This is a genomic window from Ignatzschineria sp. 22MB058224 (assembly GCF_058188435.1).
In genome coordinates this window covers 1,083,669-1,099,612 of sequence record NZ_CP187366.1, presented here as the reverse complement: position 1 = coordinate 1,099,612, position 15,944 = coordinate 1,083,669, and the positions used below count along the sequence as shown (strand labels likewise).

The 15,944-nt window shown below is 38.8% G+C and carries 15 protein-coding genes; 2 read left to right on the top strand and 13 right to left on the bottom strand.

Annotated features, from left to right (window positions below; genetic code table 11):
- Positions 1 to 101: 101 nt before the first annotated feature.
- From ACPF7B_RS04745 to accD, 13 genes are all read right to left on the bottom strand, one after another.
- Positions 102 to 875, bottom strand: coding sequence for an ABC transporter permease (locus ACPF7B_RS04745; RefSeq protein WP_490504684.1), 774 nt, complete (start codon positions 873 to 875; stop codon positions 102 to 104).
- Positions 868 to 1,815, bottom strand: coding sequence for an ABC transporter ATP-binding protein (locus tag ACPF7B_RS04740; RefSeq protein ID WP_490504683.1), 948 nt, complete (start codon positions 1,813 to 1,815; stop codon positions 868 to 870). Before ACPF7B_RS04740 ends, ACPF7B_RS04745 begins: the two co-directional genes overlap by 8 nt.
- Before the next feature lie 146 nt (positions 1,816 to 1,961).
- On the bottom strand, positions 1,962 to 3,311 hold the full coding sequence (rluB, locus tag ACPF7B_RS04735) for a 23S rRNA pseudouridine(2605) synthase RluB (RefSeq protein ID WP_490504682.1): 1,350 nt from the start codon (positions 3,309 to 3,311) through the stop codon (positions 1,962 to 1,964).
- Positions 3,312 to 3,594: 283 nt separating this feature from the next.
- Entirely contained in the window at positions 3,595 to 4,203 is a 609-nt protein-coding gene (plsY, locus tag ACPF7B_RS04730) for a glycerol-3-phosphate 1-O-acyltransferase PlsY (RefSeq protein WP_490504680.1), read from the bottom strand.
- Between the two features lie 25 nt (positions 4,204 to 4,228).
- Entirely contained in the window at positions 4,229 to 6,178 is a 1,950-nt protein-coding gene (gene yoaA, locus ACPF7B_RS04725; protein ID WP_490506471.1) for a DNA repair helicase YoaA, read from the bottom strand.
- 348 nt (positions 6,179 to 6,526) lie between these two features.
- Positions 6,527 to 7,858, bottom strand: a complete 1,332-nt coding sequence (locus ACPF7B_RS04720; RefSeq protein WP_490506470.1) for a M16 family metallopeptidase — start codon at positions 7,856 to 7,858, stop codon at positions 6,527 to 6,529.
- A gap of 2 nt (positions 7,859 to 7,860) precedes the next feature.
- Positions 7,861 to 9,495: a M16 family metallopeptidase gene (locus tag ACPF7B_RS04715; RefSeq protein ID WP_490506469.1), complete on the bottom strand. Its 1,635-nt coding sequence runs from the start codon at positions 9,493 to 9,495 to the stop codon at positions 7,861 to 7,863.
- Between the two features lie 40 nt (positions 9,496 to 9,535).
- Positions 9,536 to 10,261, bottom strand: coding sequence for an SDR family NAD(P)-dependent oxidoreductase (locus ACPF7B_RS04710; RefSeq protein WP_490506468.1), 726 nt, complete (start codon positions 10,259 to 10,261; stop codon positions 9,536 to 9,538).
- A 10-nt stretch (positions 10,262 to 10,271) separates the two neighbouring features.
- Positions 10,272 to 10,973, bottom strand: a complete 702-nt coding sequence (gene ubiG, locus ACPF7B_RS04705; protein WP_490506467.1) for a bifunctional 2-polyprenyl-6-hydroxyphenol methylase/3-demethylubiquinol 3-O-methyltransferase UbiG — start codon at positions 10,971 to 10,973, stop codon at positions 10,272 to 10,274.
- 78 nt (positions 10,974 to 11,051) lie between these two features.
- Positions 11,052 to 11,612 carry a CvpA family protein gene (locus tag ACPF7B_RS04700; RefSeq protein WP_490506466.1) on the bottom strand — a complete coding sequence of 187 codons (561 nt, stop codon included), beginning with the start codon at positions 11,610 to 11,612 and terminating at the stop codon, positions 11,052 to 11,054.
- Between the two features lie 30 nt (positions 11,613 to 11,642).
- The gene (locus ACPF7B_RS04695; protein ID WP_490506465.1) at positions 11,643 to 12,437 is read right to left on the bottom strand and encodes an SPOR domain-containing protein; all 795 of its coding nucleotides are present in this window, start codon (positions 12,435 to 12,437) and stop codon (positions 11,643 to 11,645) included.
- Positions 12,430 to 13,722 carry a bifunctional tetrahydrofolate synthase/dihydrofolate synthase gene (folC, locus tag ACPF7B_RS04690; protein WP_490506464.1) on the bottom strand — a complete coding sequence of 431 codons (1,293 nt, stop codon included), beginning with the start codon at positions 13,720 to 13,722 and terminating at the stop codon, positions 12,430 to 12,432. Before folC ends, ACPF7B_RS04695 begins: the two co-directional genes overlap by 8 nt.
- Before the next feature lie 73 nt (positions 13,723 to 13,795).
- On the bottom strand, positions 13,796 to 14,665 hold the full coding sequence (gene accD, locus ACPF7B_RS04685) for an acetyl-CoA carboxylase, carboxyltransferase subunit beta (RefSeq protein ID WP_490506463.1): 870 nt from the start codon (positions 14,663 to 14,665) through the stop codon (positions 13,796 to 13,798).
- Positions 14,666 to 14,959: 294 nt separating this feature from the next.
- On the opposite strand from accD, the gene sufU reads away from it, so the two are divergent.
- Complete coding sequence (gene sufU / locus ACPF7B_RS04680) at positions 14,960 to 15,406, top strand: Fe-S cluster assembly sulfur transfer protein SufU (protein WP_490506462.1); 447 nt, start codon at positions 14,960 to 14,962, stop codon at positions 15,404 to 15,406.
- A gap of 48 nt (positions 15,407 to 15,454) precedes the next feature.
- Positions 15,455 to 15,844, top strand: a complete 390-nt coding sequence (locus tag ACPF7B_RS04675; RefSeq protein WP_490506461.1) for an iron-sulfur cluster assembly protein — start codon at positions 15,455 to 15,457, stop codon at positions 15,842 to 15,844.
- Positions 15,845 to 15,944: the final 100 nt, after the last annotated feature.

Here is a 15,944-nt window from a genome sequence, read left to right as displayed (position 1 = left end):
TTTACCAATTCTATCAATTAAATATTTTAAAATAGATTATGAGATCCTATCATACTGCTTTTTAAGGAAATTTTCGAACTTCATTCATGAATTTTTTCTAATTATGATTTAAGACCTGTCCCTTTGCTCAAGAGGTAGTACGCTAAGCTAAAGAGTCCGATAAAGAATGCTAATAGAAGAATAATTGCCGTCCAAATATTGATATCGGAAACGCCTAAAATACTATAACGAAATGCACTGACCATATAGAGAACAGGATTAAAGTAGGAGAGAGTTTGCCAAAATCCAGGAAGTAATGATACTGAATAGAAAACGCCACCGAGATAGGTTAGAGGTGTCAAAATAAAGGTTGGAATTATAGAGATATCATCAAAGCTTCGTGCAAAAATCGCGTTAATCAATCCTGCAAGTGAGAAAACTAACGATGTTAAGAAGAAAATAAGAATCATAAGTGCAATGTTGTCAATGCTCATTTCGATAAAGAAAAGCGCAATGATTGTCACGATTCCACCTACTGCAAGTCCTCGAGCAACACCTCCCATTACATAACCGGCAATAATTACCAAATTGGGGACAGGAGCAACTAACATCTCTTCAATATGGTGAGAGTATTTTGCACTAAAGAAAGAGGAAACAACATTAGAATAACTATTGCTGATGACCGTCATCATAATTAATCCCGGTGCAATAAAGTGGGCATAAGAAACGCCATCCATAGCTCCCACGCGATCTCCTACGACTTTTCCAAAAATCAAAAAGTAGAGTACTGTTGTAATAAGCGGTGGAAGTAACGTTTGTGGCCAAATTCGAATAAAACGGTAAATCTCTTTTGTGAGAATCGTGTAAAAGGCAATCCAGTATGAACGATTACGCATTATTTGCTCCTTCTTCCGTATTCTTGTTATTTGTAATGCGCAAGAAAAGTTCTTCTAAACGATTCGCTTTATTACGCATTGTATCGATTTTAATATTTTTAGTATTGAGGCCATTAAATAGATCATTAATGGTATAAGGTTTGATAATTTCAGCTTCAATAGTCAATGGATCAATACTCTTTAAAGTTACTCCTTCAATTTCAGGTAGCTCTGTGATGGCATCACTGAGATCAAGAATAAAGGATTCTGATTGAAGTTCACGAAGCAGGGCACTCATAGAACTTCTCTGAACGATTTCACCATGATTGATAATAGCGATATTTTTACACATCTGCTCAGCCTCTTCTAAGTAGTGTGTTGTAAGAATAATTGTTGTTCCTGCTTTATTCACACGTTGCATTAATTCCCAGGTTTGGCGACGAATTTCAATATCCACACCGGCAGTTGGTTCATCGAGAATTAATAATTTAGGATTATGCACAAGCGCACGAGCGATCATTAAGCGTCGCTTCATCCCACCCGATAATTCGCGAGCCATCACTTTTGCTTTATCGGTTAGATCTAACAGTGCAAGAAGTTCAGCTGTGCGTTTTTTGGCTTCTTTTCGAGGGATTCCCAAGTAACCAGCCTGATTAATAACAATCTCTTCAACCGGCTCGAATGGATTAAAATTAAACTCTTGAGGAACGAGCCCGATCATCGATTTAGCAAGATTCTTGTTTGCTTTTGTATTGATCCCAAAAACTTCAACCTCACCAGAGGATGGCTCAACAAGATCTGTAATAATTCCAATAGTCGTTGATTTACCTGCACCATTAGGACCGAGAAGAGCAAAGAAGTCTCCTTCTTGAACCTCTAAATTAATTCCCTTGAGTGCGATTTTTCCATTACGATACTGTTTTTTTAGATTGGTGATTTTTAGTGCTAAAGGTGTTGCCATAAAATTTTTTCCTCTCGATATGTTCAGTATTCAAATATGAATAAAACAGTAGATTCATTCAAAGGGTCTAGATACAGCTGAAGATTAAACAAAATAGAGATCTTTTGTATAAATACAAAAGACCTCTATTAAGTGTTGATAAAAACTTATCTTCTTGAATCGCGGTCATTGCGGCGGCTATCGCTGCTGAAAGAACGCCCTTCGCTACGATTATTGGAAGAACGGCGGTTGTTGTTTCGCTCATCACGATTGAATGAGCGTCCGCTATCATTAGAGCGATTATTGTTACGGTCACGGTCGAAGCTACGACTACGCTCAAATGGGCGGCCTTCGCTACGATTATCGGAAGTACTGCGATCGTTGTTTCGATCATCACGATTGAATGAGCGTCCGCTATCATTAGAGCGATTATTGTTACGATCACGGTCGAAGCTACGACTACGCTCAAATGGACGGCCTTCGCTACGATTATCAGAAGCACGGCGATCATTGTTTCGATCATCACGATTGAATGAGCGACCGCTATCATTTGATCGATTATTGTTACGATCACGGTCAAAGCTACGGCTACGCTCAAATGGACGGCCCTCGCTACGATTATCGGAAGCGCGGCGATCGTTGTTTCGATCATCACGACCAAAAGAACGACGACTATCTTGTCCATTAGTGCGTACAGATTGACGGCGATCGCGTTGGTTGTTGCTTACTCTGCGAGGTTTTGTTCTTTGACGTTCCGTTTTTTCATCTAAGGTCACGTGTTGATGTTCTAAACCGACGGATTCCACGAGTTCTTTTAAAACATCAGGGTCGATATCGATAAACTGACCTTCACGAAGTCCTTTTGGTAATTCAACATTACCATAACGAATACGAATAAGACGGGAGACCATTAACCCTTGGGATTCCCATAAACGGCGAACTTCACGGTTTTTACCACCTTTCACAGTCACGTGATACCAAAAGTTTGCACCGGTACCGCCAGACCACAGAATCTCTTCAAATTTTGAAACACCATCTTCAAATTCGATCCCATTACGCATGTTATCAGCCATTTCATCTGTAAAATCACCGATTACGCGAACTGCATATTCACGCTCTAATTCATGAGAAGGGTGCATCAAACGGTGCGCTAATTCGCCATCATTAGTGACAAGTAGCAAACCTTGTGTATTGATATCTAAACGACCGACACTAATCCAACGCCCATTATTGATACGGGGAAGACTATCGAATATGGTTGTACGTCCCTCAGGGTCATGACGGGTAGTGATTTCGCCTTCTGGTTTATAGTAGATTAAAACACGGCGTTCTTGATCATCTTGTTCAATTATAATTTTACGGCCATCAAGCTGAACTGTTTCTGTCCCATCAATTTGGCAACCTAGCTCAGCGACTTCTCCATTGACTCTAATGCGACCTTCGCTAATCCAGCCTTCAATTTCTCGGCGTGAACCTAATCCTAGGTTCGCTAAAACTTTTTGTAAACGTTCTTTCATGATGTCCTTAATAAGGGGGTGTAAATAGGGTATATTATAGCCGATTCCCTAGTTGAATTATAGCGAGACAACAAAAGAAAAGGCGAATTGGAAAATTGTATCTCTACAATTAAAAGAATAAAAAGATCTCAAAGTTATCCTTGAGATCTCTATGATTTTATTGGGTTAAATCACCATCCATCTATTCAGCAAGTGAATAAATAGCGCTCATCGATGCGCTCATGATGATGTCGAGGAGAGAATTATAGCTTATTTTAAAGAAATATCCTCTTTTCTCATCATTCTAAGATGATTTTTTCGATTTGAGTTTTCCTTCCTCCCCATTTAATAGACGGATAATATTCGCTTTGTGGCGGTAGATAAGGAAGAGATCCATAAAGACAACCGCTAAAACAATTGGTAATGGTGCATGGAAGAAAAAGAGAAATATCGGCACAGAGATAGCAGCAATAAGTGCTGAGAGTGAGGAGATTTTAGTAGTAAAAAAGACAATTAACCAAACTCCAAAGGCACAAAGTGCGACCCAAAGATTAAGTCCTAAAACGGCTCCAAACGCTGTTGCAACGCCTTTTCCTCCTTTAAAACCGAAGAAAAGCGGATAGAGATGTCCTAAAAATGCAGCAATAGCAACAAGGGCAATTATCAGTGCAGATTGATGACAGATTGAAGCAATGATGACAGGGATTAACCCTTTTAAAAGATCACCAAGTAACGTTAAGGCTGCGAGTTTTTTCCCACCGATTCGCATTACATTTGTGGCGCCAGGATTCCCTGAACCTTCAGTACGCGGATCTGGTAACCCTGCAATTTTACAGAGAATAATCGCCGATGAGAGCGAGCCAATAAGGTATGCAGCAATGATTAAAATAATGCCTAAAATTGTGATAGTCATAATAGAGAACTCTCTAAAAAAATAATTATTCGCTAGTTTGTCGTTTATTTTCCATATAGTCAAAAAAACGTGAAATTCGCTCTGGTTTGAGTGTTTTTGTCATCGGTGGCAGACTTTCGAGAAAACGTTGTCCATATCGACTTTTAGAAAGACGGGGATCGGCAATTACCAAAACACCATAATCATCATGGTCACGGATTAGGCGACCAACACCTTGTTTGAGGGCGATAATAGCTTTTGGTAACTGATAGGTATTGAAAGGATCATATCCTTGCTCACGAATAAGATCCATTTTGGCTTGCTCAATAGGATCACCGGGAGAGGAAAATGGAAATTTCTCGATAATGACACAAGATAACGCCTTCCCTTTAACATCAACACCTTCCCAAAAGCTCATTGTCCCGAGTAGAATTCCATTACCCGATTCCTTAAAAGCTTCTATTAAGGCCATTTTAGGAAGATCGCCTTGCACAAAAAGTGGATAGTCGGTCTTATTTTTGAGAAGCTCCTTCGCCTCATTAAGCGCACGGTAACTTGTAAAGAGGATGAATGTCCGTCCTTTTGCTGTATTGATAATGGGTAGAACGGCATCTATCATTTCTGGTAGAAATCGAGGGTTACTCGGTAACGGCAAATGATCGGGGTGATAGAGCAATGAAGTCCGAGGATAATCAAAGGGGCTATCGAGTTTTAGTGTGTGTTTATTAGAAAGTCCAAGAGGGCGGCAGAAATAACTAAAATCATCTTTTACCGCTAAAGTTGCCGAGGTAAAAATCCAGCTAGCATTGAGCGCACCACTATTTTTACGAAATTGTTCAGAGATATCGAGCGGTGTTGAGTGAAAAGTAATATTAAAAGTGTACGTTTCGAGCCAATTAATAGCATTTGTTGAATTAGATGTTTTGTCTCCTAAAAGAAGTATTTTCCAAGTCATCACTAATTCTTCTAAACGCTCCACAAGCTTTGTAAAGACTTGGGCTCGTACTTTTAAGGGATCTACGATGGTTAAAAGTGTTTTTGCAATCTCATACACTTCTTCAAAGAGATTCTGAATAATCGGATTGCTTTCAAACTCAGATAGAGCATAGCGCTGATTATTTTGTGGTAATGCTTTTCGTAAGTTTGAGAGTGCAGAAAAAAGCGCATCTGCCGCAGTATCGTGGCCACTAAAATCAGCGGCTTCAACGGCGATGGCTTTATTAAGATCATCAATCCAATCGTGGAATTGTTTGGTGGAGAGTTGTGTACTAAAAAAGAGGCCAGCCGTTTCGGCGAGCTGATGTGCTTCATCAATAATAATAATTTCTGCTTCTGGGAGAATTTCGCCAAAACCATCTTGTTTTAATGCAAGATCAGCGCATAAAAGATGATGGTTGATAATGACAACATCAGATTCCATCGCCTTTTTGCGAGCTTTAAAAACAAAGCATTCTTCAAAATCGGGACATTCATTGTGAAGGCAGTTTTCAGTTGTGGAGGTGACTTGTGGCCATAGTTCTGTTTCAGTAATTCCTGAGAGTTGTGTAACATCGCCAATGCTATCTTGTTGGGCAAATCGTTCAATTCTAAAAAACTGTTCTACTTGACGTTTATTTTCAAAACGACCGCGTGCACGTAACGTTTTGGTACGATAAAGGCAGATATAGTTTGCCCGTCCTTTGAGAAGCGCTGTTGTTACAGGAAATTTGAGTAAGCCTTTTAAAAGGGGGAGATCCTTCTCATAAAGTTGATCTTGAAGATGTTTAGTACCGGTTGACACAAGTGTTTTTTTCTTAGATAAAAGCGCAGGAACAAGGTAAGCAAAGGTTTTACCTGTTCCTGTACCAGCTTCAACAATCAGTGTCTCATGTTTATCAATGGCTGTTGCAATAGCATCGGCCATTTTAATCTGTTCTTCACGAGGTTGATAACCATCAATAGTCTCGTTTAATGGTCCATTCTCTGAGAAAAACTGGTTTATGTCTTCGTGATTCATAACATCGCTATTGTAAGAAAAAGTATCGTTATCATCTCATTTTCAAAGCTAAAAAGGCAAATATACTCATGAGAAGAACACTTTTTGACATCTTTCCCGAAGCAAATGAAGATCTCTTGAAAAGCTCTATTTGCAATATTCTTTAGCAGCTTTATCTTTGAGGTCGAGGACGATTAAAAAAGATGCTGATCTATTTTTAAGCATGCTGGCAAAGAGTCGATTTTATGGTGTTTAGATGAGATGTAAAAGAGCTATCCCAACAGTTATCCACAAGATATGTGGATAGTTTGGGATAGCTCCCTAAAATAATATTCACATAAATGAATATTTAATATCAATGATTTGCCGCTAATTATCTGCTTCAGTTTGTTCTACGTAGCCACCAACGATGATGGTATTGAAATTATCAGGGTTGACATGGCGTTTAAAGGCATCTTGAATCTGTTTTGGAGTAATAGCCTCAACTTTCTCTGATAATGTTTCGTAGTAATTGAGTGGAAGATTATAGGATGATAATCCTAAAATAGCATTGGCAAGTTTTGCATTACTATCAAGATCAAGCACTAATGATCCTAGGAAATTATTTTTTGCACGTTGCAACGCATCCGTTTCAGGACCTTTATCAATAAACTCAGCGACAAGTGCTTTAGTTTTATCAATAGCTTCATCAACACTCTCATTTTTGGTAGAGAAGCGGATCGTGAAAGGACCTGCAATCATCGTTGGCATAAAGTAACTATATATGCCGTAGGTTAATCCATCTTTTTCTCGGATTGTCGTCATTAGCATGGATGTAAGACCACTGCCACCTAATAGGTGATTACCAACGATTAAAGGCAAGTAATCGTCATCGAAGCGATCAATGCCCGCTTGTCCAAGAATCACTTGGCTTTGTGGACTATTAAAATATTTCTCTTTCTCGGTTTTTACCACACTTGTTGTTTGATCGGTAATCTTTGGTAAAGATTCTCCTTTTCCTAAGAGCGCGCTGATTTTGGTCGCAATAGCTTCAGCATCTTCTTTAGAGATATCGCCAACAAAGACAATTTTTGCATCTTGTGCATTGTAGTGAGTGTCACGGAATGATTTCAGATCATCAAGTGTTAATCCTTTTAAGGATTGCTGTAACATCTCTGAAGTCGTCCCTAAAAGTCCATTAGGGTAAAGTGTTGAGAAATAGAGCTCACTTGCTAAAGCGGAAGGATTGTCGAGGAGACCTTTTTCACTATCGATTCGTTGTGCAATTTCACGTTTAAAAATTGTCTCATCAAATTGTGGATTCTCGATAACTTTATAAAAGAGATTTAATGATGGATCTAAGTGTGTCTTATCTGAGAGTGATTTAAGCGAAAACTCCGTGTAAAGCATAGAGCTACCGACACTGATGCTACTTTGGAGATTATCGAGCTCAATCAAAAAAGATTCTTCGTTAAGATCGCCGCTTCCTTTTGTCATCATATTCGCGGTTATGCTTGCTAAACCATGCTTATCGCCTTCACGAGCACTGCCAGCATCAACAGCAACAATAAGATCCACAATCGGGATCTCCTTTGCTTCTAAAAGATAGACAGTCGCACCTTCATCTGTGTCCCATGTCTGAACTTTTGAAATTTGCGCATTAGCAGTAGCGGTAATGCTGAATGCCAAGGTGGTGAGAAGAGTTGTGATTATTTTACGCATCTCTATTCTCCTTTTTCAGTATTAGTCGGTTCGGTTGTTAAATCTTTTGCGGCTTGAATTGCATCCGTAACAGGTTCTGTTACCGCATCGATAGCAGATTCTAGAGAGTTAGATGTTGTTTCTAACGAGTTAGTCGTTTGTTTAGAAGGCTCACTAGTCATCTCTACGGCAATATCTTCAATCGCTGTGGCAGGAATACTCTTAATGTTGTTTTCATTCTCTTGTGCCGGCGTATAACTAATTACGGCTGGCTGGGCAGATGCTTCCTTATTTGCCGGATGAAGTGTTGCCACTGTTAGCTGATTATCTTGGAAGTATTTATTCGCTACCTTTTGAATCATCTCTGGTGTTACTTTTTTCAATGCTTCAACACGTTTTTCAGCATTTTGCCAGCCTTCTCCAGAAGCTTCTGCCTGGCCGATTAACATTGCTTGAGCATATACTGAGTCTTTTGCATAGATATTGCTTGCTTCATAAAGACCAATAATACGATCGATCTCTTCTTGCGAAACAGGTTCAGTTTGAAGTCGAGAAATCTCTTTCTTAAAAGCAGTCTCCAAGTTTTCAAGTGATGTTCCTTCTGTTGGCACGCCGATAAAGGTAAATGGCGTAACATAACGAGAGCCATAATCGTAATAATTACCGGCCTGAAGTGCAATTTGTTGGTCTCTCACAAGCTCTTTTTCAAGGCGTGATGAATTAGTGCCATCAAGAATAAGGGAGGTTAGCAGAAGTGTCGCAGGCTCCATTTCATCATCGGTTATTTCATTAATTGATGGTACTTTATATCCCATGAAAAGAAGTGGAAGATTGGCAGGTACATCAAGGTTAACGCGTTTTTCGCCTTCTTGAGCAACTTCAAAATTATGAGGGCGCAAAATTAAATCACTACTTGGAATTTTACCGAAATATTTATCAGTTAACTCAATAGCTTTAATAGGATCAACATCCCCGACAATCACGACAGTCGCGTTGTTAGGTGCGTAAAATTGCTTATACCATTCTTGAAGATCTGTTAACGTCCATGATTTAATTTCAGGCATCCAACCGATAATCGGGTTACGATATGCGCTAGTTGTGAACATTGTGGCATTAAATGCTTCATAGAGTTTTGCTTGTGGATTGCTGTCTGTGCGTTGGCGGCGCTCCTCAGCAACCACTAAGCGCTCTGATGCAAAATCTTCTTCCCGTAGTTCAAGATTCTGCATGCGATCAGCTTCAAGTTTTAGTGCGGTATCTAATTCCCACGCCGGTATATTTTCAAAGTAACCAGTATAATCAGTGGAAGTAAAGGCATTATCGCGTCCGCCAAGATTTGCGATAATTGTTGAATGCTCATTTGGACCAAGTGTATCTGTTCCTTTAAACATCATATGTTCAAGCATATGAGAGATTCCACCGAGTCCACGTGGTTCATCAACAGAACCAACTTTATACCATACCATCGAGGTGACAACGGGAGATCGATGATCTTCACGCACAACAACTTTTAAGCCATTACTAAGAGTTGTTTCATGGGTATTTCCGTAGCTTTCTATTCTTGGAAGCGTGTCTGCTTGTGCAAGTACAAAAGTTGAAAACGTAAAAGCGGCAAGAAGTGTCGTTGCCGCTTTTTTGAGTGAGTAAGATTGAGTCATTTTCTCCTCCTACTATTTATAAAATAGAGTGAATAAAAGGTTATTCGTCCAGAGATAAAATTTTCCCTGTCACAAATGGTTCATCTGGGTTATTCAATTTCCAGACAAGATCAATCACTTTCCGTAAATCTTTTGGATTTTCCGCTCCCTCTGGCATAACACTCATACGCAGAGAAGAGTTAATACAGACAGGATCAATCGCATTAAATGCTATTTTACCCTCTGATTCATTTTCAAGTGCAAAAATTTTCATTAATGTCGACAAGCCTGATTTAGCAACGGCATAACTTCCCCAATACGCTTTATCTCCATTAGCAACCTCATCGTGAGTGAAGAAGATAACAGAAGCGCGATCCGATTGGTTGAGTAACGGCAGCATTGCGTGAGTTAAAAAGTAGGGTGCATTTAAGGTAATTTGTAGTCCATGATGCCATTTTTCAGGACTAGTATGGGCTAATGGCGTTAAATAACCAAGATTGATTGCACCATGAATAATCCCATCTAAACGGCCAAATTCAGCTCCGAGATTTTGGGCAAGATTGTAGTAATCCAAATCCTCAACTTTTAAAAAATCCATTTCAACAATAGCAGGTTCAGCGCCGCCACGATTTACGATAATATCGTAGATAGGATTAAGCTTTGCTTCTTTGCGTCCCATTAATATAATTGTTGCGCCTAAATCTGCTAAACGAAGTGCAGATTCTTTTCCAATCGCACCACTCGCGCCAGTAACTAAAATAACTTTGCGATCTAAAGGTTTTTGCATTGATCAATCCTTACTTATTTGATTTTTTTTGTGCATAGACGAGATAATTCATACTAACATCATCGGTCAGTCCCGCCACGCGATTGAAAGGATTATAGCTCATTCCTTGAATTTTTTTGACATCTAGATCATTTGATTCACACATTTCATAAAGTTCGAGAGGTGTAATGAATTTGTTGAAGTCATGAGTACCTTTGGGGACAACGCGTAACACATTTTCCGCGGCAAAAACAGCAAGACTTTTTGCCTTGAATGTACGATTAATTGTAGAGAAAAAGATGTGCCCATTAGGTTTTAATAGTAAGCTTGCCGCACGGATAATAGAACTTGGAGAAGGAACATGTTCGAGCATTTCAAGACAAGTAATTACATCAAATTGGCCTTGATGTTTTTCGGCAAATTCTTCAACGGTAGTGACTTGGTAATTAATTTCTAGTTGTGAGATTTGAGCATGTTGTTTTGCTGCTTCAATTGCATTAGGCGCCATATCAATAGCTGTCACATATGCATGTCTTTGTGCTAGCCCTTCAGAAATAATACCGCCACCACAGCCGATATCGAGTGCTTTTTTACTTGTTAAATCGACATAATTTTCGATAAACTCAAAACGTGTAGGATTAATATCGTGAAGAGTTTTCAATGGGCCGTTGAGGTCCCACCACTCTTGTGTATTAAATTTTTCGATCTCTTCATGCGATACATTTTGTGCCATAGATTGTGTTCCTTTTCTACATATTTTGTAAAAGAGGGAGTCATAACTCCCTCTTTTTTATTTAACGTAATTGAAATATTATTGGCTTATGAGGTTATTTTTTGTGTCGTTTACAGAGGTGTTAATTTTCTCGATGAATTCTTTAGGGATAAAACCAGAAAGAGTTTTTGCCCACGATGTTGCGATACCACTCATTTTAGCATTTTCCCAATATGGGGTGCTTTTTAACGGCGATTCAATGACAAATAGCGAGATAATCGCAACGATAAACATTCCTCGTAGTAAGCCAAATATTGCACCAAGTAGACGGTCAGGCCATGAAATATTCATTCGGCGTAAAATAAAAGTAATTAACAAGTTTGCTAAGCCGAGAATAATTAAAAGACCAATAAAGGTGATTGCAAAACTAATCAAATCACCAAAAATTGAGGTGTCGCTATTAAGAATACTGACGCTATTACCAAATACTTTTGGTAAGAACACAGCAACGTCTTGATAGTAGAAAACAGCTCCCATAAATGCGAGAATCCATACTGCTAAAGAGAGCGCTTCTGAGATAAATCCTCTAAAGAATGCAACGATGGCAGAAATAGCAACGATTGCGATAATGACAGCATCAATAATTGTAGAAATATCCACGATAAAGTTCCTAAGTAATATCAATAATGACTACGGTAAATGGATCACCACAGGATTGAGGGATCCACCTTTTGTTTTAGATTGGACCTTTTCTGCTTCTTTTTTAGTTGCAAAAGGGCCAATTTGTACGCGATTAAGATTGTTTTCGCGTTGAATTCTAACGTTATATCCTTGTTTTTTATACTGATTTACTAATTTTTGTGCATTTTCAGCATTACCAAAAGCCCCTACTTGAACAAACCAATTTCCTGAAGCTGTGGTTGGTTTCGTCGTGTTTTTTATAGGCTTAGGGGATGTGGTAGTAGGTTTTTTTACTGTATTTTGTTGGCTATCAGCAATAAGTTCAAGTTTTGGTGGCGCTACGGCTGGTTTTGTTGTTGTAGCTGTTGTATCTGTTTTAGGTGTTGCTTGAGGTTTTTGTGCGGCAACCGGTACTTTAGGCTCCGTAGGTTTTGTTGCTGCTTTAGAGATTGACGGTTGATCATTCGCTGCGACAATTGGTGCAGTGCTCTTTGGTTGCTCTTGTTCAATATTTTGCCATAAAGATTCGCTAATAATCTCAATGTCTTTACCTGTGGGCATTGAACCATCATTCGGGATGGTTACTGTTCCGCTAGCTGCGCTACTTTCAAGTACTAATACGGGAGATCCATTACTAGGTGTTGTAGGTGTTTTTATAGGGGAATTAGATGTGGGGGAAGTCGATATAATTTCACCGCTTCTATCTGAAGGTTGTAATAATAAAATAGCAATAAGTGCAATGAGAGCTAAGATAAAAATTGCACCGATTGCACGCTGTAATGTTGATTTTGTTGTTTTAGACATATTGATTCTCTTTAAACCAGTTGAGGCTATTCGCCATCATATGAAATGATCCAAATATGATAATAATATCATGAGTATTGGCGGATTCTAAGGCAAGTTGACAACCCTCTTCAATCGATGAAGCTTTTATTAATGGTTTTGCTAATCGAGGAGCAATTGTTTTTGCTAGTGATTCTGCTGACTGTCCACGTTCATCATCAATGATAGGGGCTATAATCCATCGATCAAAACTTTGACTTAAAACATCTGTAAGAGCTGAAGCATCCTTATCTTTTAACATTCCTAAGAGTGCGATAATTTTAGCATTAGGCTTCTCTTTTTGAATCTCTGCGATAAGTGATTTTAGCACGTTAGCACCTTGCGCATTGTGAGTGACATCAAGGTAGACATTTGGTGAATCTATGCGGGTAAGACCTTGAAAGCGGCCATCTAATTGAACAGATTTTAAACCATCTGCGATCTTGTTTTCATCTACATTGATACCAGCGAGATAAAGTGTTGTAATCGCTGTTGCAGCATTTTGGTATTGATGAAGACCTAAAAGGTTTGGTTTAGGAAGAGTGATTTCTTGTTGATCGCCAAATTGATATAAAAAATCACCATTTTCTATTAATGTATAGCGAAAATGATGTCCATTAATATAGACCGGTGCATTTTTAGAGAGTGCTTTTTCGATCAGAACGTGACTTGGCGCTTTTTCAGCGAGGACAACTTGTGATTGTTTCTTAATAATTCCCGCTTTTTCACCAGCAATTTCTTCGATTGTATGACCTAGAAGCGCTGTATGGTCGAGGCCAATGGGAGTGATCACGGCAATGTCTGCATCAATAATATTTGTTGCATCCAGCCTTCCGCCTAATCCAACTTCTAATATAGCAACATCAACTTTTTCGGATTTAAAGAGGATAAATGCTGCAAGCGTTGCAAATTCAAAATAGGTAAGCGTTACATCACCACGGGCATTTTCAATTGTCTCAAATGCATTAATCAATTGCTCATCTGTTACTTCTTTTAAATTTATGCGAATACGTTCATTGAATTGATAAAGATGAGGAGAAGTGAAGAGTCCAACTTTATTTCCTTGAGCATGAAAAAGATTAGCGATCGTCGTTGATGTAGATCCTTTACCATTTGTTCCCGCAACAGTAATGACGAGTGGAGCGATCGGAGATAAATTTAAACGCTCGTATACCGAAATAATACGAGCGAGTTTGAAATCCATTGAAAGCGGATGAATGGCTTCTAAATAGGTGAGCCATGATTGTAAAGATCGTTTAGAAACCATAATTATCTCAAAGTAATATATTAAAAAATAGGAAGGCTACCGGAAAGGTAGCCCTCAGCAATTTGTTAATAAATTAATTAATCTCGTCGAGAGGTTGACCTTGATGCGTTAATTTCGCAAGTAGATTTGATATTTCATTACGAAGCTGACGACGATCAACAATCATATCGATAGCTCCTTTTTCAAGAAGGAATTCAGAACGCTGGAATCCTTCAGGCAGTTTTTCACGTACAGTCTGCTCAATAACCCGAGGGCCGGCAAATCCAATTAATGCGTGTGGTTCGGCGATATTTACATCTCCGAGCATTGCTAAACTTGCAGATACTCCCCCAAAAGTTGGGTCTGTTAGTACAGAGATAAATGGGATTTTTTCCTCATTTAATCGTGCAATACCCGCCGAAGTTTTGGCCATTTGCATAAGAGAGGTCAACCCCTCCTGCATTCTTGCGCCGCCACTTGTCATAAAGGTAATGAGTGGGCATTTGTTTTCAAGGCTGAAGTTTACAGCACGAATAAAACGTTCGCCAACTACTGATCCCATTGATCCGCCCATAAAATTGAAGTTAAAAGATGCCGCTGAAACAGTCATTCCTTTTAATGTTCCGTGCATTGCGATCAGAGCTTCAGTTTCTCCGGTTGATTTTTGTGCATCTGATAGACGATCTTTATAACGACGACTATCTCTAAAGTTTAAGAAGTCGACAGATTCAATCTCATTACCGATTTCAACTGCAGAATTTTCATCAAGGAATGAGAGAAGTCTAGTACGTGCATCGATGCGCATATGCGAGTTACATTTTGGACAGACTTCTAGGTTTGCCGTTAATTCTTGCTGATATAGAATGGCATCACAAGAACGGCATTTCGCCCATACACCTTCAGGCACTGTATTACTCTTTTTGGGAGTACGAATCATGGGGATTATGCGTTCAAACCAGTTCATTTAGTAATCATCCTTTTTCCAAAGTTTGTATCTGGAGTTCTCAATTCTTTTACGAAATTTTATTGTAAATAGATAAGGATTTTCTCATAAAAGCAGAAAATAGCCAACGAGGATTTTTTTATCAAAGAAAAGAGACGTCTATGGAGGTGTTTTATCTATTTAAAATCATTATGATAGATAGGAATTATAAAAGATGAGGCATAAAATTTATGATAATCATCTCTCGTCAATTGAATAACAATCAGCTATAATCAGTACGAAATTAGTTCTATTTTAAAGTTGGTATATAATAAGATGAGTTTTGACATTAAAGAGCTCTATCAAGAGATGATTCTTGATCATAATCGTAATCCTCGTAACTTCAGAATTATGGAACCTTATTCGCATCATGCAGAAGGTTCTAATCCGCTTTGTGGGGATCAAATCGAAGTATTTGTGAATATTGAAGATGGTGTTATCACTGATATCTCATTTCAGGGTGATGGCTGCGCTATTTCGACAGCCTCGAGTTCTATGATGACAGAGATAGTGAAAGGTAAGACTATTGAAGAGGCCGATGCACTTTTTAATCTTTTTCATGATGCGGTAATGCTTGATGGTGAAGATAGCGAGGGTTTAGGGAAGCTTCGTATATTAACGGGGGTTCGTGAGTATCCTGCACGTGTCAAATGTGCAACACTCGCTTGGCATGCGCTTCAAGCTGCGATTCATGAAAAGGATGAAGTTGTAAAAACTGAATAGAGTAACGATAGAATTACAAAAAGTTATGATAAATAAGGATCGCAACAGATGGAAATGAATCAAGACGAACCCAATTACCCACAAATCCTCTTCGGTGAAGGTGTGGATGCTAATGAAGTCCCTGACGGCCTCATTGAAAATATTATTGATGCAGTAAAAAAAGTTTATGACCCAGAAATTCCCGTAGATATTTTTGAGCTTGGGTTAATCTATGCAATCGAATTTTTAGAGCTTACAGAGAATAATATTCGTGTGCGTATCGATATGACGTTAACTGCTCCAGGCTGTCCTGTTGCTGGTGATATGCCTGGCTGGGTGTCAAATGCTGTTTACTCAATTCCTGAAATTAAGGAGTGTTTAGTTGATTTAGTGTGGGAACCATTTTGGACACCACAACGAATGTCACTTCGGGCTAAATTAGAATTAAATATGCTGTAAGCTTTATCTTGGCAGCTTGAGAAAATAATTAAGGGTTGCTCTTGCAACCCTTAATTATTTTCTATTAGCCTCATGTCTATTTGATGAGTAAATAGAATTA